A 21,140-nucleotide genomic window follows, 5' to 3' on the forward strand; every position below is an offset into this window, starting at 1 on the left:
TGGCCTCCGTCTGAACGGGATCAGATTGCGGCGCCTTGACAAACTTAGGGGAGCAGAATAAACTCCGGCAATGAACCTTCCAGTCTCTGAGAGGTGCCAGGCAGAGCACCTTGACCTTGCCGCCCTGGCCCGCCGCCTTAATATCACTCTAAGGGAACAATTGGGCCGCCATGCCTGGCGCGGTCATAAACCATCCGGGGCAGCGGTGGTGCTGCTCACCGGAGCGCGGGCGGAATATTCTATTCATGACCTGTTAAATACCTTACCTAAATTACATCCGCCGTTTGCTTTCCCGCGCATAATTGCTGCCGAACCGGGTTTTTTCCTAATCTACTCCTTCATCGACGGCGCCCCCCTCAGTAGCAGGGATTTTGAAACGGAAGAATCATTGGCTGCGGCCTTTGAATTAAGCGGCCGTCTGACGGCGCTCTTTCGCAGTCTTAATCTCGCCTCGATGTTTCAGGGTCTGGTGGAAGGCTCGGAATTGCCGCAAAACACACCTTCCGGGGCGGCGCAACGGTTGGCCTTCCTCGGTTCTCGTCTCGATCAGCAATCAGATAGTCTGGCCATTCGCCGCCAGGAAGCCTCATTGAGTTATTCCTGGGCGCGGCAGTTGCCATCTTGGTGCGCCTCTCGGTGGCTGGCGGCAGACACCTGCCCGACCGGCCTGTGGTCAGCCCTCCAGGCCAGGGTGGAGGCGGTGACTTCGATTCATCTGCCACCGCAAGGGTCGAACCTGGCTCATACGAACTTTACGCCCAAACATCTGCTGGTCTGCCCGCCGGACCGCTGGGGCATCGTCGGTTGGCAGGTAGCTTCGCGGCCCTATAACTATATGCGTTACAAATACCTGGCCTGGTGTTTGGTCCATACCGAGCAGGCCAATATTATTGACCGCTATCGGCGGTTTCTGGCCTTGATGCCGGCAATTCAATACTCGGCGGCCGCTTCGCTTACCTTTGCCCTCTGTCTCCTCGAAACCTGGGTCGAAGCCAGCGAGCCGCTCCACCACCGTTCGGAAAAACTGGCGGCCCTGTACGCCTTTGTTGAGGAGGGCATGACCGCAATACCGCTACACAGCAATGTCCCCTACACCTGAATCTATGACCCAACACCACCGCAAATTTCGACGGACTGGTCGACCAGCGGTTTTTAGCAATCGGTTTCCTCTGGTGTGGAACCAGGGACCTGACCATGGAAAATTTAAACGTATCATAACTTAACCTGCTTAGATCAAGGTTTATCCGATTAGGTTTTACTGATTGAGCCTTATGCCAAAGACACGAGAACCAACAGCTTCCCTTCCTCAATCTTTTGATTCCCTTTCCACCGCTCTCAAATGGGTGTACGATCTCCAAAAATTCGGCATCAAATTCGGACTGTCCTCTACTACCCGACTCCTGACAGGCCTGAACAATCCACAGGAGAAATGCCGCTATATTCACATTGCCGGTACTAATGGCAAGGGTTCGGTGGCGGCCATGCTGTCGGCCATCTTCACCCAGGCGGGTTATCGGATCGGATTTTACAGTTCCCCTCACCTGATCAGCTTCCATGAGAGATTCCGTTTGCAGGATCAGGACATCACCGACGATGAAGTGCTGGAACTGATCAATCAGGTACGGCAGGTAGTTCAGGATATCGAGTTGCCGACGTTTTTTGAGTTTGTCACCGCTATGGCCTTCTTATATTATTCCCAGAAGGCCGCCGATCCGGTCATCTTGGAAACCGGCATGGGGGGCAGGTTGGACGCCACCAATATCATCCAGCCGCTGCTGACGATTATTACCAATATCGCCATGGATCACCGGGAATTTTTGGGAAATGATCTCCGGGCGATTGCCGCGGAAAAGGCCGGTATTATCAAACCGGGGGTCCCGGTAGTTACCTACGTCAGTCAGGCCAGTGCCCGCCTTCCCATTCAGGCGGCCTCGGGAGTGCTGAAATCACCCCTGTACTATGGCGGCAGCGATTTTCAGGTGAAAGGGCAGGGGAATGGCCGGTTTCGCTATCAAGGGCGGCACCTCACCTTATCCGGTCTGCAAACAAATCTGGTCGGCAGGCATCAATACCGCAACGCCGCGGTGGCCTTGGCCGCGGTGGAACTATTGCAGGAGCAGGGCTTCCACCTTCCGGAGGAGTCTATCCGGCAAGGGTTGCAGCAGGTTCGTTGGCCGGGACGGTTGGAGGTCGTTTCGACCCGGCCGCAGATTATCCTGGACGGGGCGCACAATCCGGCTGCAGCCACCACCTTGATGCAGGCCCTTAAACACGACCTGATCTATCGCCGATTGATTTTGGTTTTGGGGATCATGGCCGACAAAGACATCCGAGGCATTCTGCGCCGTCTATTGCCCTTAGCCCAGGTAGTAATTTTTTCCCGTCCCCGCTATGAGAGGGCTGCTACTCCCGAAAAGCTCAAATCGTTAGCCGCAAACGCCCCTCGGGAGACCTATGTTATCGATGATCTGGCCGCCGCCATTGCCCAGGCGCGGAGGTTGGCTGACCAGGATGATCTGATCGTGGTTACCGGTTCGCTTTTTACCATCGGCGAGGCCAGGCAATACCTGTAGGCCTTTCGAAAAACTGGCGCCGACGGCTGACAAATCGTCTTGACAGAACCTTGTGCAGATGTTAACCTTCATAAATATTTATAATTATTAGTAGAGATGATCTGACAGGAGAGCCGGCATGCATTTCCAAGACGTGCTCATGACCCTGGAACGTTTCTGGGCCGACCGAGGCTGCATCATTCAACAGCCCTATGATCTCGAGGTGGGTGCGGGCACCTTCAACCCCGCCACCATGCTGCGGGTCCTCGGGCCGGAGCCCTGGAACGTCGCCTATGTTGAGCCCTCCCGTCGTCCCACCGATGGACGTTACGGCGAAAATCCCAACCGTTTGCAGCATTATTACCAATACCAGGTGATCTTAAAACCGTCGCCGCTGAATATTCAAGAGCTTTATCTGGACAGCCTCAAAGCCCTCGGTATCGACCCCCTGTCCCACGATATCCGCTTTGTCGAGGACGACTGGGAATCGCCTACCTTGGGCGCCTGGGGATTGGGCTGGGAAGTCTGGTTGGACGGCATGGAAATCACCCAGTTCACGTATTTCCAACAGGCCGGGGGCATCGACCTGCACCCGATCAGCGTTGAACTGACCTATGGTCCGGAGCGCATCTCCATGTATCTCCAGGGGATCGACAATGTCTATGATCTGGTCTGGACCGATGGCATCAAGTATGGTGATATCCATCATCGGGGAGAAGTGGAATACTCCACCTATAATTTTGAACAGGCCGATGTGGCGATGCTCTTTAACCTTTTCGAACAATATGAACGGGAATCGCACCGTCTCAGTGGACTGGGATTGATATTGCCGGCCTACGACTACTGTTTGAAGTGCTCCCATACCTTTAATCTGTTGGATGCCCGAGGCGCCATCAGTGTGGCGGAACGCAGCCGCCTTATCGGGCGAGTGCGCCAGATGGCCCGCCTCTGTGCCGAAGGTTATCTCAAACAGCGGGAGGCAATGGGTTTTCCGCTCCTGAAAAAATCTGCCTGCTAAAGATCTATTCGCTGAGGATACCATGGTTGCTGATCTCTTAATTGAAATCGGGACGGAAGAAATTCCGGCCAGATTCATCCCGCCGGTTTTAGAGGAGATGAAGGTCTCCCTGGCCAAACGTCTGGAGCAGGAGCGCCTCGCCGTCGAGGTCGTGAAAACTATGGGGACGCCCCGCCGCCTGACCCTGATTGCCCAGAAAGTCGCAACCCAACAGGCGGAAAGCACCGCCGAAATAATCGGTCCTCCCCAGGCGGTAGCCTTCGGCGCCGACGGCCAACCCACCCAGGCGGCTTTCGGGTTTGCCCGGGCTCAGGGGGTTGAAGTCAAAGATCTGATTGTAGTTCAAACCGATAGAGGGCCGTATTTGGCAGTCAAAAAACATGCCGCCGGCCGCCCTGCCCATGAACGGTTATCCGAAATCCTGCCGGAGTGGATTCTGGGGCTTTCGTTCCCCAAATCCATGCGTTGGGGGTCTCTTACGGTCACCTTCGCCCGTCCCCTCCACTGGATCGTGGCCTTATTCGGGGAAGAAGTCATTCCTTTCGCCGTCGGCGACATCACCAGCGGGCGCCTCACCTACGGCCATCGCTTTCAAGCCCCCCAGGCCATCACCTTGGCTACTGCGGATGCCGAGGCGTATATCAATTCATTGCGCCAGGCCCAGGTCCTGGTAGCGCCGGAGGAGCGGCGGGCCAAACTACTGGAGCAGTTGCAGCAGGCCGCGGCCTCGGTTCAGGGGCAGATCGTGCCCAACCCGGAGCTGCTGCAGGAGAATACCTTTCTCGTCGAATACCCAAACCTCACTTTGGGGAATTTCGAGGAAAAGTTCCTGGCTCTGCCGGATGACGTGCTCATCACCTCGATGCGGGAGCACCAACGGTATTTCTCCCTGCGGGACGGCAGCGGCAAGTTGATGCCCCATTTCATCGCAGTTAATAATACGTTGGCCCGCAATCCCGACGTTGTTCGGCAGGGCCACGAACGCGTCCTGCGGGCCAGGTTGAGCGACGCCATGTTCTTCTTCCAGGAAGACCGCAAGGTTAATCTGGACGATTGGGTGGAGGCACTGCGGGGTGTGGTCTATCATTCCCTGTTGGGAACCTCCTACGATAAAATGGCCCGCTTCCGCTCACTGGCAAGATACCTGGCCGAACGTCTGCTGCCCGATAGCATTACCCCGGTCCATCGGGCCGCCACCCTCTGCAAGGCCGATCTGGTCAGCGGCATGGTGGGAGAATTTCCCAGTCTGCAAGGCATTATGGGGCGGGAATACGCCCTCCTGGCCGGCGAGGCTCCGGAAGTTGCCGATGCCATCTGGACCCACTACCTGCCGCGCCACGCCGGAGATCAACTCCCTGACAATCCCGTGGGGGCCATCGTAGGTATGGCCGACCGCCTGGATAGCATCTGCGGTTGTTTTGGGGTCGGTTTGATTCCTACCGGTGCTGCCGATCCTTATGGTCTGCGGCGGCAGGCCCTGGCTATCATCAGCATCCTCGGGGAGAAGAAATTCTATCTTGATCTCAGCAGCGCCGTCAGCTACAGTTTATCGCTGCTGCAAGACAAACTCACCCTCCCGGTTGACCAGACCCATGCCGAGATTATTGAATTTTTCCGCACCCGCCTGCACCACCTCCTGACCGGGGAAAACTTCAGCGTCGAGGTGGTGGAAGCGGTATTAACCACCTCTTTTACTGATATTGTCGAAGCGATGGAGAAGGTGCGCGCTTTGGAGGAAGTCCGCCGCGGCCTTGATTTCCCCTCCCTGGCCGTCGCCTTCAAACGCGTTATCAATATCTCGCGGCAAGCCCCCGCGGCGGTTATCAAACCGGAACTATTCGATAATACCGCTGAACAGGAGCTGTTTCAGGCCACCATCGCCATGGAGGAGGTTGTTGCCCGGGCCTTGCCGGCCAGGGATTATGCCGAAGTTTTTAAGGCTTTGGCGGCCCTGAAAACGCCAGTGGATAGATTCTTTGACGAAGTATTGGTCATGACCGATGATCTTAACATCCGGGCCAACCGTCTGGCGCTGCTGGTCCGGATAAGCCAGACGTTTTTAAAAGTGGCAGACTTTTCCCGTATTGCTTTTTAATCCGAAAGCGGTGTTTAAACAACATTGCCAGGGCGGGTTCTATACCCGCCCTTGGTGCTCAACCTCAAGGTTTTTTTAATTTCCGATTCTTATCTCGGAACTTATTATTTATGTAAGAGGCTCGTGACCGCCGAAAGATGTTGCTTGCCGGGTTATTATTTAATACCAAACCATCGGCGCACGGTTGGAAAAATATTCTATGATCAGGTGGTTTAAGAAAAAAAAGGGCAGGCCCGAGGTTGATTCCGACCAGGTCCAGGAGCAGTTCGACGGGGATGTTGTCCCGGAAGAAATTCCGGCGGCAATCGAACCGATTGTAGAGGTATCGGAATTAGTCGTCGAACCGGAACCTGAAGTATCAACTCTGCACGTAGCGGAAATTCAAGAAAGCGCGGTATCTGAACTAGCAGCCGCCGTTGCTGATGAAATTGGCCTTCCCGCGGAATTGGAAGATGAAGCAGGGAAATTGTCCGAGACCGGTGACGAGTCGGTCAGCCATCCGGGGAAGCCGGGGCTTTTTCGCCGTTTGCGGGCCAGGTTGAGCCGTACCAGGGAGGCCCTGACCTCGAAGTTGGATCGGCTTTTCCTGGGTAAGAAAATCATCGACGCCGAACTGCTGGAGGAATTGGAAGAACTGCTGATCACCGCAGATATGGGCGTAGAGACCAGTTTGGGGCTCATCGAGGCCGTCCGCGACAAGGTCAAGCGGAAGGAGCTTACCGATCCGGCCCGCCTGAAGACCCATCTCAAAGCCGAAATGCTAACTCTCTTGACCGGGGTGGCTGTCCCTCCTCTACATCCGGGCAAGCCGCATGTGGTGATGGTTATCGGAGTGAATGGCGTCGGCAAAACCACCACCATTGCCAAACTAGCCCATCATGATCTTGAGCAGGGGGAAAAAGTACTTCTCGTGGCGGCGGATACCTTCCGCGCTGCCGCCATCGAACAGTTGGAGATTTGGGGTCAGAGGGCCGGCGCTGCGGTGATCAAACAGAAGACCGGCTCTGACCCGGCTGCGGTGGTCTTCGATGGGTTGGCCGCTGCCCTGGCCCGAAGGGTGGATAAAGTGTATATTGATACGGCCGGCCGTCTCCATACCAAGGTCAATCTCATGGAAGAACTGAAGAAAGTTGCCCGTACTGCCGCCAAACAGATTGAAGGGGCGCCGCACGAGGTCCTGTTGGTGCTGGACGCCACCACCGGCCAGAATGCTATTAATCAGGCGCGTCTGTTTCACGAGGCCATCGGCGTTACCGGCATCATCATGACCAAGCTGGATGGTACCGCCAAGGGTGGTGTAGCCCTGGGAGTGGTACAGGAGACCGGCCTGCCCCTGCAATTTATTGGCGTTGGAGAACAGATGGATGATCTGCGGCCATTTGAGCCGGAAGCGTATCTCGAAGCTATTCTGGGTTAGGTAAAATCGGGCGTCTGACTTGGCGTTTGTAATGACGACGCCTCATCCGTATCGGTGGAAGTTAATATATGTCCATGACTTCAGGAGTGCTTTCGGTGTGGCGATGCCCCTGGCTGGTAAATTTCTGCTTTTTTTGGCTGCCCCCCTTGCTCTTAACTGCCGGTATTTTTATTTTGGCAGGGGATTTAGGCTCTACCAGCAAATTTCGGCTGCCGGTTATTATCCTCCAGTTTCTGCTGCCCTCACTTTCGATGTCGAAAATCGTGTGGATTAGTGATATATTGCGGAAAGTAGCCCATTTTCTGGTTTACGGCCTTCTCTTGATCGGCTATGCCCGGGCCTGGCGCTGGCATATCCGGATGAAACCTCTGCCAGCAATTGTATTGGCCTTGATGATCTGCCTGGCCGTCTCGGCGGCGGATGAGGCCCGCCAGGCGTTGCATCGCTCCCGGAGTGGTTGTCCCCATGATGTGGCCCTGGACATGAGCGGCGCCCTGGCAGCGGCAGGTGTAATGTATCCTATTTTGCGGCGGGGTCGCCGGGATCAGCCGAAGAGTGAATTGTGAAAGCCGGTTTCCAGTTTGTGGCCGGAAGAACTGTTGATCAATAATTCTCCCTGAAAATCTTTTTTCGGTTTACTAGATGATTACCAAGAAAATAACTTCGGTGCGGGCTTGAAACTCATATCGTTTTGCCATGCAGCGGCTGCTATACCGGAAGGCCGGTAGCGCAGACCTCCAGGTCTGCTTCATGAGAAGCACATAATGAGCACAGACTTGGAGGTTTGTGCATTTCAATAGGATTTTGAATGAGCTACATGGAAAGTTACTTTTGCACAGGCTAGAAAGCCTATGCTACCAGTAATGATTTTCATGGTTCGTGGGTGATGTATAAGAAATGACAATTATGAGAAAACAAATTGCCTGTGTGTTAGCCTTGGCGTTTATCTTTTTGGGATTGGCGGTTCCATCCTTTTCCGAGACCGCGGATATTTTCTCCCGAGTGCAGGAACACAAATTAGACAACGGTCTGACCGTTCTGCTGTTGCCGGAACGGCGCGCCCCGATCATTACGGTTCAGATCTGGTATCGGGTGGGTTCCCGCAACGAGGTCCTGGGGAAGACCGGCCTCTCGCACCTGGCTGAACACCTGATGTTTCGCGGAACCGAGAAGTATGGTCCCAAGGTGTTTTCTCGCCTCATTCAGCAGGCTGGCGGCAATAACAATGCCTTTACTTCCAAGGATTACACCGCCTATTTCGCCACCGGTCCCAAGACCAACCTGAAACTCTTCCTGGAGTTGGAAGCAGATCGCATGCGCCATCTTAAAATCGACGAAGAGTTGTTTCAGACCGAGCGCAAAGTGGTCATCGAAGAACGCCGCCTGCGCACCGATGATGATCCGGTGCATTCCTTGTATGAAGAAACAGTGGCTACCGCCTTTAAGGCCCACCCTTATCAATGGCCCATCATCGGTTGGATGCACGATATAGAAAATCTTACCTTACAAGACATGCGGACTTTTTACGATACGTATTACCAACCCAATAACGCTACCCTGGTCGTAGTCGGCGATATCGATCCCAGCGCCGCCTTAAACGAAATTAAGGCAACCTTCGGGGCAATTCCGAAAGGGCCGGATCCGCCTCCTTTCCTGCCGCTGGAACCTCCACAGCAGGGTGAACGGCGGACAGAGCTGAACCGGGAGGCGCAGTTGCCGGCAATCTTTATGGGCTATCACACCCCCAATCTGGAACAGGCAGATGCCTATGCCCTGGAGGTGCTCTCTTTAATCCTCTCCCAGGGGCGCAGTTCGCGTTTGCATCGGCGGTTGGTTTATGAAAAGAAACTGGCCTTGGACGCCGGCGCGGAGTATGAATTCGCTACTGCCAGCCCGTCGCTCTTTGTTTTCTATGCCCAACCGCTGCCGAAAAAACCTATCTCGACCGTGGAAGCTGCCATGAACGCAGAGATAGAGAGCCTCAAAACCAAGCCGGTGAGTGAAAAGGAATTGGCCAAAGCCAAAAATCAGACCGAATCTTCTTTTATCATGAATCAGGACTCTCTTTTTTATCGGGGCATGCTCTTGGGACGCTACCAGACCACCGGCAGTTGGCGGAAATTAAACGAAATCGTTCCCGCTATCCGGGCCGTGACCGCAGAGGACGTTCAACGGGTGGCGAAAAAATATCTGGTAAAAGCCAACTGCACAACCGGTATTCTCTATCCCATAAAACCATCCCGCCCAACCATGGAAAGGTTCCAGCCGCATGAGCAGATCAGGTAGAAAAACTCTCTTTTTTACATTCGCAGTATTGTTCCTCTGCCTGGTGGCCATCGCCCATGCCTCGGATGACAGAGTATTGGGGCAACGCTTTGAACTGCCCAACGGATTGGTCTGGCTTTTTTCGGCGCAATCCGATCTCCCCATGGTCACCATGGAGTTGACTTTTAAGGCCGGTGCGCTCTTTGAACCTCAGGGGAAACAGGGTCTGGCGAATCTGACTGCCTCTTTGCTGCGTTATGGCACGAAGAGCCGCAATGCCAATCAGATTGCCGAAGAAATTGACTTTTTGGGGGCCTCTCTCGCCACCGCCGCGGGGCGGGATGTGGCGAGCTTGAGGCTTAGCGTCCTTAAAAAGGATTTGCGGACGGCCCTCGAGATCGGGAGTGATCTCCTTTTTCATCCCACCTTTGCGCCACGGGAAATCACTGCCATGGTTCAGAGGGTCAAGGCGACGTTGATCAGTGAAGAGGATGAACCCGGTGTCGTGGCGGGACGGGCCTTCCGTCGGATTCTTTACGGCGATTATCCTTATGGCTTTCCAGTATTGGGAACCCCTGAGAGTTTAAACAGAATTACCCGGAGGGATCTTGTCAACTTTCACCAGAGATATTATCGTCCCAACAATGCCATCCTTACTTTGGTAGGAGACCTGACGGTAGAGGAGGCCGAAAAGATTGTCGAGGAGTTTTTTGGCAATTGGCAAAAAGCTGAACTGCCGCCCATGCCCTCCCCTCCATCAGCGCCTCAGGATAAACCTACAGTAGTCAAAATCAATAAGGAAATCACCCAGGCGAACATCATCTTAGGTCAGATCGGGCTGAAACGGGCCGACCCGGATTTTTATGCCTTTCAGTTGATGAACTATATCCTCGGAGGAGGTGGGTTTGCCTCTCGATTGATGGATAATATCCGGGATAACCGGGGGTTGGCTTATAGTGTAAGCAGTAATTTCTCTCCTGGAATAGAGCCGGGTCCCTTCGAGATCAGTTTAGAAACCAAAAACGCCTCGGGGGGAGAGGCCGTCGCCGAGGTCTTGAAGGAACTGGCTCGTATTCGAACAGATTTAGTCACAGAAAAAGAATTAGCCGATGCCAGATCCTACCTGATCGGCAGCCTGCCGATGAAAATGGATTCGAATACCAAACGGGCAGCGCTCTTGGGATACCTTGAACTCTACGGTTTGGGCCTGGATTATCCCTGGCGTTATCCGGAAATTATTACTAAAATAACCAGGGAAGATATCCTTCAAGTAGCTCAGAAATATCTTGTGCCGGACAGATATCTTTTGGTGGTGGTAGGGAAACAACAAGAAATTCAATTGTCTTTGCCCGAACAATGGCAACAGCGAGAAATTACCTCCACAAAAGGAGAATAAGGTAAATGTTAACAAGACAACTGCATGCCATCCTGATCTTAATTTTGGCATTTGGCGGTTTTATCGCCACACCGACTCTGCTGGCGGTTCCAGCCGCCGCCCAGGGGACTCTGGCCCCCGATTCCTTTGCCGTGCTGGCCAAGCAGATTTCCCCGGCAGTGGTGAACATCAGTACCGAAAAGGTCATGAAACGCTCGACGCCAACCCGGCGCATGCCTGGTATGCCCGGTCCCTCTCCCTTCGGCCCGGACGACCCCTTCAAGGACTTTTTCGAAAAATTCTTCGGCGATATGCCTAAGGAATTTAAAAGCCGCAGCCTGGGGACAGGATTCATTCTGGACCGCGAAGGCTTTATAATCACCAATAACCACGTGGTAGAAGGCGCCGATAAGATCAAGGTCAAACTGGTGGATGGCCGGGAGTTCAAGGCCAACATCAAAGGCCGGGATGCCATGACCGATATGGCCCTGATAAAAATCGAGTCCCCTACCCATGATCTGCCGGTTCTGGTGATGGGCGACTCCGACCCCGTCCAGGTGGGTGACTGGGTGCTGGCGGTGGGCAATCCCTTCGGTCTGTCCCACACCGTTACCCAGGGTATTATCAGCGCTAAAGGGAGGGTTATCGGGGCCGGACCCTATGATGACTTCCTCCAGACCGATGCCTCCATCAATCCCGGCAATAGCGGCGGTCCCTTGGTCAACCTGAAGGGCGAGGTCATCGGTATTAACACCGCCATTGTGGCCAGCGGTCAGGGCATCGGCTTCGCCATTCCCAGCAGTATGGCCAAAGGAATCATTGCCCAATTAAAACAGAAGGGTTCGGTTACCCGTGGTATCCTGGGAGTGCAGATCCAGACGGTGACTCCGGAGCTGGCCAAATCCTTCGGCTTAAAAGAGCCGGTCGGTGCCCTGGTGGCAGAAGTAAATCCCAATACCCCGGCAGCCAAAGCCGGAATCCAACGCGGTGATGTCATCATTGAATATAACGGCCACGTCATTAAAGAAATGCACGAACTTCCGCGGCTGGTGGCTCACACCGCTCCCGGTACCAAGGTGAACCTAAAGGTCCTGCGCCAGGGCAAAGAAAAGAACTTCGGTCTCACCATTGCCGAGATGAAACCGGAACACCTGGCCCGGTCAGGGATGGTGGAGCCGGAAACCGAAAAATCCAGTCTGGGACTGCTCGTCCAGGAATTGACTCCCCAGATGGCCCAACGCTTTCAGATCAAAGAAACCAGCGGGGTCATCGTCGTTCAGGTAGAACAGGGCAGCCCGGCGTCTGACAGCGGCATCCGGCCTGGCGACCTTATCGAAGAAATCAACAGCGTTGCCATCCAAAGCCTGAAGGATTATCATGCCAGCATTTCCCAGCTAAAAGCCGGTGATGCGGTGCGTATCCTCATCAAGCGCCGGGGCAAGACCATGTATGTCGTGGTGGAAGTGCCCGAAAAGTAGGAAAGAAAAAGACAGACGCTTTTTTTGCGAAGAGAAAAGGCGTCTGTCTTTTTAGAGGGAGTATTGCAACAATCTCTTATGAACCGACCTTAATCGGCGTGGTCGTTATTCCCAGGCCTCCTCGAGCTTGCTGAGAACCGTCTTTTTTACCGGCTGGATTTTGCGGTAGACCTCCTCGGGAGGACACCGGCGGCTATCCACGGTAAGCAGATCCCGTTCAATACCGATGTCGAAGAGCCGTTCGTTTTCCTCTAAATACGGTCTGATAAGCCGCCAGTCGGCCTCGGTGAAGGGAACCAGTTCTCCTCCGTTAAGCTGATCCGTGGACACCATACCGTAGGGGTCCCGGATATAAACGGCCCCGCCGGAGGCCAAGGAGAAGAGATTGGAGCCGGGATAGGGACTCGGCAGCCGCCGGAAACGCCCCCGCTCATCAAACTCCATGCCGTTAACGATGACGAAACCGCCGTCTTTAAAGACATCTCCCGCCATAAACGATTCGGCCAGAAAGTCCAGGGCGGTGCCATTAATTACTACCTTGGGTCGACCTACGGCGTTGATCAGGGGCCGACCGGCGGCGTTGCCCAGGACGTAAACCTCCCCGCCTTTGGCCCCGTACATAAAGGTCTGGCCCACATCCCCGTGTACTACCAGTTTGCCCCGTTTCATGATCTGCCCGAGCTGATCCTGGGCGTTGCCGTGGACATGAATCTCCATGCCGTCGATGCCCGAAGCCAGATAATCGCCGGAGCTGTCATAGACGTCGAGGCGGACGCCGTCGGTTTTAAGACCAAAGCCGCAGCCGGTAAAACGCTGGCCACGATAACTGTACAAAATAAAGCGTTTCCAGCCTAAATGGTAGGCCTGTACCTGATAACGGGCGTCGCAGTCATCGCCTTCGGGCGGAAAACCGGAGGCATCCAGCACCAGGATGGCATCCGGTTGGGGCGGAGCCGTGATCTGTTCCCGGGTCTGCCAATCCAGGCGGCGGTAGCGGCTGGGGTGTAATTCGCCCATGGGGGGAATCGCCTGAAAGATATCGTGCAATGCTTTTATAGTCAACATTATGATGTTACTGCGTTTTTTGTCACCCGGATCGAACCGTCGGTCGATAACCAGGGTCAGGGCATTGATGATGGCGCTCTTGAGCTGATCGCTCTGCTGGGACAGGCGGGTCAGAACCTGCAGGTGTTCCAGGTAGGTGGCATAATACCACTTAAAGAGGCGCTGGCGCAGGTATTGGTACATAGCCTGACCGGATTCATCCTCGAGAAGTGGCATTAAGTCGGCGGCGAGCTCATCGCCCCGCTCGGCGGATATCTCCGGTATATCCCCGCCCCACGGTTTCTGGTACCAGGGCGCGGCCTTGAGAACCCCGAACTTGTCGACGCAGGTCAACACCCGGCGGCCGTCCTTGGGCTCCAGGGAAAAGATATAAGCCCCGCCGTCGGTGTGGCTGCCGCCGCGGGCGTTCCAATAGATATCCGCTACCGGGCAGAAGCGCCGGTCCTCCTGGGCCAGGCTGCTTAGGGTGGCGTCGATGGCCTGTTTTTCAGAGCAGAGGAGGCCTATCTGCACCTCACCATCCTGAAGGGCAAAGACCTGGGGACGGAGCATGGAGGTGTCGGTGATGCCGATCAACTCATACCGCTGATGCTCCGGGTCGTTGCGGGCAATGATGAAAAACCAGGGGCCATCGGGAGAACCATGAATATGACTGGCCTGAATGAGCCGGTAGATCTCTCGCCGCTTGGCCGGCAGGAGATCAAAATCCCGCTCGGTGGTAGGGGCCAGGGCCTCAATGACATATTCCAGGGGGTAGCCGTAGACCCGGTGGAGCAGATCGAACATGAGCACGGCGACCTCGGTGTCGGTGAGAAACAGGGGATAGGTCTGACGTTGGCTCAAGTATTCGCTGACCGAGTGATAGTTGGCAAAATCGCCGTTGTGCACCAGGGCCATGTTCAGGGCGGCAAAAGGGTGAGCCCCACCGGGGTGCCAGACCCGGCCCCGGGTGGGATAGCGCTGATGTGCGATCCAGATGTGGGCCTTGAAATCCAGGAGATTATAATACAAGGCGGCTTCCTCGGCGTAACCCACGATCTTCAGGATCATAACGTTGCGGCCCTGGGACAGCACGAAAGCCTTTTTTTCTCCCAGGGAAGCGTAAAAGGTCTGATTCAGGCGGTAGCAATTCTGGGAGATAAATTCGTCTTCCACCCGCCGCCAGGAGATGCCATGCAGGTGATGCCGTTGGATGAAATGCTGCAGCACCTCGGTTTTCACTCGAACAAAATAGCGCCAGACCTCGGGCGGCGCTACTGTCAGGCCGGGCAGATCACGCCAGTCAGCCATGGCCGACAGGCGGCCGGCGTGGTCAATCCGGAGGAATGGCTTGATGAATTGTTCCTCTACCAGCGACCGCACCTCCGGGTCCAGGTAGGCAATTTGAACCAGGTAGTCATCATCCAAGATTTCCCGGCTAACTCCCAGACTGTCCGGGTCCAGCCCGACCGCCGCGATGCCGCCGCCTTTGCCGTTGCCCCGGTTATGCATCTGGACCGAGGGCTGGAAAATATGGCGGCCGGATACCGGGATGCTGGCTGCAAAGCCGGTGACGCCGCACCCCCCCTCAGCCTCGGGCTTCAGGGTCTGACCGGGGAAAAAAGTCGGAGAAAGGTCACGGCGGCTAGCCAGTAACCGGTTGCCTTGATCGAACATACAGCCGTTAGACTTCATCGTTACCCTTTAAGCGGCGCGCCCCGGCGGAGATCATCTTCCACCGGGCGGTCATAATAGTCCAGATGTACCAACAGGTCGGTGCGGCCCACCAGTTCAGTAATGCTTCTGAGCCCCAACCGCCGCAGGATTTCCTTCAATTGCCAAGCCCAGGCATGATACATATTGCTGATGCGGTTTAAACCCCAGTCCACCTGCATGAGCTGAGTCATTTCGGGATCGGTGGTGGCGATGCCGCGGGGGCAGCCTCGACCTGACTCACAGTTATAACAGCGGGTACATTCCAAGGCCACCATCTCGGCAGTGCCGATGACCACACCATCGGCCCCCAGGGCAATGGCCTTGGCTACATCAAAGGCCGTCCGCAGTCCCCCGGAGGCTATGAGGGTGATGCGGTCCCGGATGCCTTCATTGCGCAGGAACTGATGCACTTTAGGGATAGCATACTCAATAGGCATAGCGATATTCTTCTTGGCGATATCCGGCGCGGCGCCGGTGCCGCCGTAGCTGCCGTCCAGATGAATGATATGAGCCCCGGCGTCGTAGCTCCCCACGGCCACCATGTCGACGTCAGTGGGAGTGGAAACTTTAACCGAGACCAGGCAGCGGGGATTGACTTCCTTGATCCAATCCACGTGTTTTTTGTGGTCTTCCACGGAATAGACGCTGTGAAAGGGGAAGGGTGAAAATAGGGCGCTGCCGGTGACCGCCTCCCGCATGCGGGCCACCTCCGGGGTGACTTTATCGCCCAGCAGGTGTCCGCCCAGCCCCGGTTTGGCGCCTTGGGCATATTTGAATTCCACTATCCGGACTCTTTGAATGGTATCTTCGCGAACACCGAAGAGACCGGTAGCCACCTGGGTAATGATATGATCATCGTAAGGCATCAAGGCATCGGGATAGCCGCCTTCGCCCGTACAGGTCATGGTATTCCATTTGACGACGGCCCGGGCCCGGGCCAGCATGGTGTGTAGGCTGATGGAACCGAAGGACATGCCGCCGCCGTACCAGGGGACCGACAGTTTTACCTGGGGCCGGCCATCGGCGCGCCGGTTGAGAACGAGTTCGAGCGAGATTTCCTCATGGCTGAGCTTGGAATCCTTGAATTCCCGGGGGAAGATAAACCGCATCTTATCAAAGCCGCCCCCGGAATCGCCGGTACGGTACTCGATGTCTGTGTAAGGCAGTGTGCCGAATTCCGCCATCCACCAGGTGCTCAACAACAGATCGCTGCTCCAGCGTTTGTCCCCGAAAGATTGATAATTGGGATTTTGCACCAGGCGCAGGGCCTTCTCCGGACACTGATCGATGCAATAAAATGACTGGGTCTTACATTTGAAACCGAGACAGCGATAGCTTAGAGGGCGGCGCAGGTACTCCCCCGCCCAGGTATGCACCCCATAGGGGCAGAGTTCAACACAACGGCCGCACCTGGTGCAGCGCTTTTCGTCGCGCACCACACGGTATTTGCTCAGAGGATTTTTAAACCGGCAGCCGGTGATGACCGGCTCAATATATTGGGGGCCGTTTTCCGTATCGATTTTTTCCGCTGACTGCGTCATGACTCTCTTTATTTCCTTATATCAGAAGCTTCGCAAGAATTTTCCTGCTCACTGTTTGTCATGCTAACGCTGCAGAGCAGGAAAACAAAGCGCCTCCCACCTTTGGGCTAGTTGGGATCACGATCCATCACTTCAGATCCCGCCGGTTTGGCGAAAAGGGGCGCAAAGATTTCTTTTTCCAGATCCTCAAAGAACATGGCCCGTCCCACTTCACCCCGCAGCCGTCTGACCTCTCTCAGCCCCATGGCGCCCAGAACTTCCAATAACTGATTATTCCAGGCGCCCAGGAGATTGACCACCCGCTGGGTCCCGCGGCGCTCATGGATTTTACCCAAATCCACCGGACAGTCATCCCCTTCCTGACAGTGAGAGCACAAGCGACATTCGAGGGCGATCAGGAGCGGCAGATCGATAGCCACGGCGTCGGCACCGCAGATGATGGCTTTGGCCACATGTTCGGCCATAGCGATGCCACCGCTGACAATCAAGGTAACCGCATCCCTCAGGACGGCCTCCACCAGACGCAGGTGCACCTGGCGGGTTAGATCTTTGAGATGCTTTTCCTGGGCATCATGGTATCCCTGGGCGTGATTGTCGGCATTGAGGTGGATAATCTCAGCACCGGCGCCGGCCAGGGCCTGGCAGCGATCGGCCCCCTGTCCGGTGGCCGGCAGGATAATAGAGATCAGCAGTTCGGGATAGCGGCTTTTGAGACGATCGATTTCGGTGGTAACATTGGGGTGATCCCATAGCTCCACGGCTCGCGCCTCCTGGAGTAAGGGGTCATCCGAATTGAGCATTCCCGGGGCGTATTGCGGTATTAGATGCCTAATATAGGGTCTTAACCGGTCGTTCAGGTGCTCCGCCGGGATGACCGCAAAGGTATTGAGCGTTTTGGCCGCCATGGCCATGATCAACCGCACCTGACTCTTGCCGACTCCAAGGCTCGGCTCGGTAAGAATAATCGGGAGAGGTATTTCCACCAACGGGAAGACCGGCATAGTCATTTCGCCCCGGTCATTGAATGACAGAAACAGGGGTTTGCGGCCCAGGTCGACGGTAGTGCTGATATACTCCCGCCCATGGATGCCGTCGCGGGTAGGCCGGACAATTTCTGACATGTCGGTCCAGATGGAATCGAAACCGGGACCCTTGAAAGGGCCGCCGTAGCCGGCTCCGGAGACGGGGATGCGGCCGGTTTCGGCCTGCTGCCAGGTGACGCTGATGATCTCTTTAGTCCAATATGGGTCGCCCAGGAGCTTGTATTCCGGGTTGGCAGCCTTGGTGACCAATTCGCGAGGACAACCCTGAACGCAGCGGAAGCAATTCTTGCACAGGCTGTCGATGGTATCAGTCATACTGCTGTTGTCAAAGGTGCGATGCCGAAAGGCCTGATAGGGACAGGTCTCTTTAACGCAGCGGCTACAGCGCAGACAACCTTCACCCCAATCCAACACCGTGCTTTTGCCGATGGGCTTGAAACGGGGAGGAACGGCTTTGACCGGGATATGATATTTTTCCGCCATACGGCCGCCCTCCTATAACTTTTGATCAGGCCGCACCACCCGCCGGGGACCGGAACTGTGGGCGTTGGACCAATCCCGGCTGGGAGCTACCTCAAAAAACCGATCTAATGTGCCTAAGGTTTTCATTCGGTTATAGATCTGCTCCCAGGCGCAGGGGATCGGTGGATCGTATTCCCGCACCAGATTGATTTCGCACAGGCCGTTGCGGGCCCCGCCGCAGGGGCCGTTCAACAGCCGCTTGGCACAGCGGGAAATGGGGCAGATGCCGCCGGTGTAGCCCAAAAGACAGTCGCCGCAGCCCCGGCAATTCTCCAGCCAGACCCCCCGCTCGGCAGTTTCGCCGATAAACTGGGTGTTCAGGGCGGGAAATACCGGGATATGTTCTAATCTGGCAGCCAGGGCCTGCACCCCGGCGCCGCAGGCGAGTGATAAGACGGCATCGCAGCCTTGAGCCATCTCAACCACATCCAGCAGAAATTCATGGATGCACTGACGGTCTACACTAGATTCTTTCAGTTCCACCGCCCGGCCGGCCAGCCGGAAACCCATCTTGAGGGCTGCGGCCAATTCTGCTACCTCCCGCCGCCCGCCGCTGGCGCATTCCGCCACACAGGTATCGCAGCCGGACAACAGGATTGTATGAAAACCAGATAACATCTCCTGGATTTCGGCCAGAGATTTTCTTGTTCCGACGATCATGCCAACTCCTTCTAGACTTTTGACTGGGGACGGACAGGGCTCGGGCCCAAGGCCTGAGCCTGCTCGTATATCTCACCGGCCGCCGCCGCCAAGCCGTCCGGATCGCCAGCCGACACTCGGGAAAACCCCAAACGCTCGGACTCGATACCAAGTTCGGTGAGATAACTCTGGGCGTGAGCCACTCTGAAACCCATACGGGTGCTGCCTTCCACCAAGAGGCAGTGTTCCACCGGGCAACCGATCACCCAGACCATATCGGCTCCACTGGCCAACAGGCGCAATAATTGAAAGGCTTCAACTTTGCTGCTGCACGGTTCCTGAATAATGCGGCCCCTTAGCCCTCTCTGTTCCAAAGCCTGGTTTAAGGCTGCGGGATCCGGAACCGCTTGCGTGCAGGCGAGAATCACCAGGTCCGTTATCGGTTTCATTGATCTTCCTTTTTATCTCTAAACGTGGAACTTATAACTCCAGACACTTTAATCATAATCATAATAATTCCATTTTCAAAGCCCGGAATAAACTCTGGTCTTGACGCTTGGAGGGGCGGGTTTCGAACCCGCCCCTCCAAGAACTGCACGAGCTTTCACGCTCAAAAAAGCCCACCCCTAAAGAATGGGCAGATAGCGTTCGATCTCATAATTAGTGACATGCATGCGATAGCGATCCCATTCAATCTTCTTGTTCTCCAGGAATTTATTGAATATGTGGTCTCCCAAGGCATCCCGCACTACTTCGCTCTTCTCGACTTCTTCGATGGCCTCATATAAACTGCCCGGCAGAGAGCGGATCCCCAGGTCCTGACGCTGAGCTTCGGTCATATGGTAGATGTCGGTCTCGACGGGATCGGCTAAGGGGTAGTTCTTCTCCACCCCCTTCAACCCGGCGGCGAGCATGACGGCAAAGGCCAGGTAAGGGTTGCAGGCCGGGTCGGGAGCCCGGTATTCAATCCGGGTTGCCGCTTCTTTGCCGGGTTTGTACATCGGCACCCGCACCAGGGCCGAGCGATTGCGCCGGGCCCAGGCAATATACACCGGGGCCTCATAGCCGGGTACCAACCGCTTGTAGGAATTTACCCATTGATTGCAGATGGCAGTAATCTCCCGGGCATGCGCCAGAATACCGGCGATGTAGTTTTTGGCCAAGGCCGAGAGATGATACTGATCCTTAGGATCATAAAAGGCGTTTTTACTGCCGGTAAAGAGAGATTGATGGGTATGCATGCCGCTGCCGTTGATGCCGAAGATGGGCTTGGGCATAAAGGTGGCATAAACCCCGTGCTGTCGGGCGATTTCTTTGACCGCCAACCGGTAGGTCATAGTCTTGTCGGCCATTCTCAGGCCTTCGTCGTAGCGCAGGTCGATTTCATGCTGGGAATCCGCCACCTCATGGTGGGAGTATTCCACCCGGATGCCCATCTTTTCAAGGGCGAAAATAGTCTCACGGCGGTAGTCATTGCCCCGGTCCAATGGAGTAGTATCGAAATAACCGGCCTTATCGATGATAATGGGATTTTCGTTATTGGCAAAATAAAAGTATTCCAATTCCGGTCCGGTATAGTAAGTATAACCCTTCTCAGCGGCCTTGGCCAACATCCGCTTCAAGACATAGCGGGGGTCGCCGGGATAGGGCGAGCCATCCGGTAGCAGGATATCGCAGAACATCCGGGCCACCGGTTGGTCATCCGGTCGCCAGGGCAGAATTTGGAAAGTCGCGGGGTCCGGCTTGGCGATCATATCGCTCTCTTCGATACGGGAGAAGCCTTCGATAGAGGAGCCGTCGAACCCCATTCCCTCGGTCATAGCCTCTTCCAGTTCCGAAGGGCGGATCGCAAAGCTTTTCAAAACCCCCAAAATGTCGGTAAACCAGATTTGGATAAAACTGATCTGCCGGTCTTTAACCGCTTGAAAGACATCTTCCACTGTCTGGCAATTCATACTTCACCTCACAGGTTTTTCGTTCATGAAAATCAAAGCCAAGCATTTGCAGGCGTAGATAAGCAACACCTGTGCCAATCAAAAAATAATATGTATTTATAATTAGTTATATATTATTTAGCGGGCAGGCGCGTTACATTATTGTAATTGTAATATTTCCCTACATTTCTGCAAGACCCATAGACCAACCTTCCGCCTAGCATAACAGAAAAGAGGCAAACATCCTATGGTTTATGAACCCTTAAAGAGCGGAGAGGGGGGATTAGAAGATTCGCCCTAACAGGGGGGGTGAATCTGGTTCGGGGCTTCTGCGATCAATAAAGCATTTGTAATACCTCGGCTATCTGAGAGAATAGAGCAAGCAATGATGGGCAGTGCCCATCCGACAGGATGACGGCACCGACAGGTCCATCCGTATGGGCGAATCTGGTATTCGCCTCAAACAACTCAAGAGTTACAACCATTTTTATGGTTTCAAGA

The 21,140-nt window shown here is 55.1% G+C and carries 15 protein-coding genes; 9 read left to right on the forward strand and 6 right to left on the reverse strand.

Translation table 11 applies throughout. The annotated features are described in order from the left end of the window. Positions 1-70: 70 nt before the first annotated feature. The 9 genes from DESAC_RS05080 (at position 71) to DESAC_RS05120 (ending at position 12,200) form a co-directional block, all read left to right on the forward strand. The gene (locus DESAC_RS05080; protein ID WP_013706004.1) at positions 71-1,099 is read left to right on the forward strand and encodes a hypothetical protein; all 1,029 of its coding nucleotides are present in this window, start codon (positions 71-73) and stop codon (positions 1,097-1,099) included. 172 nt (positions 1,100-1,271) lie between these two features. Further along, on the forward strand, positions 1,272-2,573 hold the full coding sequence (locus tag DESAC_RS05085; protein ID WP_013706005.1) for a bifunctional folylpolyglutamate synthase/dihydrofolate synthase: 1,302 nt from the start codon (positions 1,272-1,274) through the stop codon (positions 2,571-2,573). A 118-nt stretch (positions 2,574-2,691) separates the two neighbouring features. Beyond that, entirely contained in the window at positions 2,692-3,570 is an 879-nt protein-coding gene (gene glyQ, locus DESAC_RS05090; RefSeq protein WP_013706006.1) for a glycine--tRNA ligase subunit alpha, read from the forward strand. 22 nt (positions 3,571-3,592) lie between these two features. Continuing rightward, positions 3,593-5,665: a glycine--tRNA ligase subunit beta gene (gene glyS / locus DESAC_RS05095; protein WP_013706007.1), complete on the forward strand. Its 2,073-nt coding sequence runs from the start codon at positions 3,593-3,595 to the stop codon at positions 5,663-5,665. Positions 5,666-5,864: 199 nt separating this feature from the next. Continuing rightward, positions 5,865-7,082, forward strand: a complete 1,218-nt coding sequence (gene ftsY, locus DESAC_RS05100) for a signal recognition particle-docking protein FtsY (RefSeq protein WP_013706008.1) — start codon at positions 5,865-5,867, stop codon at positions 7,080-7,082. Positions 7,083-7,150: 68 nt separating this feature from the next. Then, positions 7,151-7,648: a VanZ family protein gene (locus DESAC_RS05105; protein ID WP_083800209.1), complete on the forward strand. Its 498-nt coding sequence runs from the start codon at positions 7,151-7,153 to the stop codon at positions 7,646-7,648. Positions 7,649-7,988: 340 nt separating this feature from the next. Next, a complete protein-coding gene (locus DESAC_RS05110; RefSeq protein ID WP_013706010.1) occupies positions 7,989-9,368 on the forward strand; it encodes a M16 family metallopeptidase in 1,380 nt (459 codons plus the stop codon). Beyond that, positions 9,352-10,743, forward strand: coding sequence for a M16 family metallopeptidase (locus DESAC_RS05115; RefSeq protein WP_013706011.1), 1,392 nt, complete (start codon positions 9,352-9,354; stop codon positions 10,741-10,743). Before DESAC_RS05110 ends, DESAC_RS05115 begins: the two co-directional genes overlap by 17 nt. Before the next feature lie 5 nt (positions 10,744-10,748). Beyond that, entirely contained in the window at positions 10,749-12,200 is a 1,452-nt protein-coding gene (locus DESAC_RS05120; protein ID WP_013706012.1) for a DegQ family serine endoprotease, read from the forward strand. A gap of 105 nt (positions 12,201-12,305) precedes the next feature. Here the strand turns inward: DESAC_RS05120 and DESAC_RS05125 are convergent, their stop codons facing one another. The 6 genes from DESAC_RS05125 to DESAC_RS05150 form a co-directional block, all read right to left on the reverse strand. Further along, positions 12,306-14,939 carry a GltB/FmdC/FwdC-like GXGXG domain-containing protein gene (locus DESAC_RS05125; RefSeq protein ID WP_013706013.1) on the reverse strand — a complete coding sequence of 878 codons (2,634 nt, stop codon included), beginning with the start codon at positions 14,937-14,939 and terminating at the stop codon, positions 12,306-12,308. Between the two features lie 2 nt (positions 14,940-14,941). Continuing rightward, entirely contained in the window at positions 14,942-16,501 is a 1,560-nt protein-coding gene (locus DESAC_RS05130) for a glutamate synthase-related protein (RefSeq protein ID WP_013706014.1), read from the reverse strand. Positions 16,502-16,608: 107 nt separating this feature from the next. After that, the gene (locus DESAC_RS05135) at positions 16,609-18,027 is read right to left on the reverse strand and encodes a glutamate synthase-related protein (RefSeq protein WP_013706015.1); all 1,419 of its coding nucleotides are present in this window, start codon (positions 18,025-18,027) and stop codon (positions 16,609-16,611) included. Positions 18,028-18,039: 12 nt separating this feature from the next. Beyond that, positions 18,040-18,726: a methylenetetrahydrofolate reductase C-terminal domain-containing protein gene (locus DESAC_RS05140; protein ID WP_013706016.1), complete on the reverse strand. Its 687-nt coding sequence runs from the start codon at positions 18,724-18,726 to the stop codon at positions 18,040-18,042. An 11-nt stretch (positions 18,727-18,737) separates the two neighbouring features. After that, positions 18,738-19,154 (reverse strand): hydrogenase iron-sulfur subunit, encoded by a 417-nt coding sequence (locus DESAC_RS05145; protein WP_013706017.1) that lies wholly within the window; start codon positions 19,152-19,154, stop codon positions 18,738-18,740. Between the two features lie 177 nt (positions 19,155-19,331). After that, on the reverse strand, positions 19,332-20,660 hold the full coding sequence (locus DESAC_RS05150; RefSeq protein ID WP_013706018.1) for a glutamine synthetase family protein: 1,329 nt from the start codon (positions 20,658-20,660) through the stop codon (positions 19,332-19,334). Positions 20,661-21,140 lie beyond the last annotated feature (480 nt).

Source organism: Desulfobacca acetoxidans DSM 11109 (assembly GCF_000195295.1).
Classification (GTDB): domain Bacteria; phylum Desulfobacterota; class Desulfobaccia; order Desulfobaccales; family Desulfobaccaceae; genus Desulfobacca; species Desulfobacca acetoxidans.

Coding starts and splice junctions, on each gene's coding strand:
- DESAC_RS05080 (WP_013706004.1), top strand. CDS start 71: ATGAACCTTCCAGTCTCTGAGAGGTGCCAGGCAGAGCACCTTGACCTT.
- DESAC_RS05085 (WP_013706005.1), top strand. CDS start 1,272: ATGCCAAAGACACGAGAACCAACAGCTTCCCTTCCTCAATCTTTTGAT.
- glyQ (WP_013706006.1), top strand. CDS start 2,692: ATGCATTTCCAAGACGTGCTCATGACCCTGGAACGTTTCTGGGCCGAC.
- glyS (WP_013706007.1), top strand. CDS start 3,593: ATGGTTGCTGATCTCTTAATTGAAATCGGGACGGAAGAAATTCCGGCC.
- ftsY (WP_013706008.1), top strand. CDS start 5,865: ATGATCAGGTGGTTTAAGAAAAAAAAGGGCAGGCCCGAGGTTGATTCC.
- DESAC_RS05105 (WP_083800209.1), top strand. CDS start 7,151: ATGTCCATGACTTCAGGAGTGCTTTCGGTGTGGCGATGCCCCTGGCTG.
- DESAC_RS05110 (WP_013706010.1), top strand. CDS start 7,989: ATGAGAAAACAAATTGCCTGTGTGTTAGCCTTGGCGTTTATCTTTTTG.
- DESAC_RS05115 (WP_013706011.1), top strand. CDS start 9,352: ATGAGCAGATCAGGTAGAAAAACTCTCTTTTTTACATTCGCAGTATTG.
- DESAC_RS05120 (WP_013706012.1), top strand. CDS start 10,749: ATGTTAACAAGACAACTGCATGCCATCCTGATCTTAATTTTGGCATTT.
- DESAC_RS05125 (WP_013706013.1), bottom strand. CDS start 14,939: ATGAAGTCTAACGGCTGTATGTTCGATCAAGGCAACCGGTTACTGGCT.
- DESAC_RS05130 (WP_013706014.1), bottom strand. CDS start 16,501: ATGACGCAGTCAGCGGAAAAAATCGATACGGAAAACGGCCCCCAATAT.
- DESAC_RS05135 (WP_013706015.1), bottom strand. CDS start 18,027: ATGGCGGAAAAATATCATATCCCGGTCAAAGCCGTTCCTCCCCGTTTC.
- DESAC_RS05140 (WP_013706016.1), bottom strand. CDS start 18,726: ATGATCGTCGGAACAAGAAAATCTCTGGCCGAAATCCAGGAGATGTTA.
- DESAC_RS05145 (WP_013706017.1), bottom strand. CDS start 19,154: ATGAAACCGATAACGGACCTGGTGATTCTCGCCTGCACGCAAGCGGTT.
- DESAC_RS05150 (WP_013706018.1), bottom strand. CDS start 20,660: ATGAATTGCCAGACAGTGGAAGATGTCTTTCAAGCGGTTAAAGACCGG.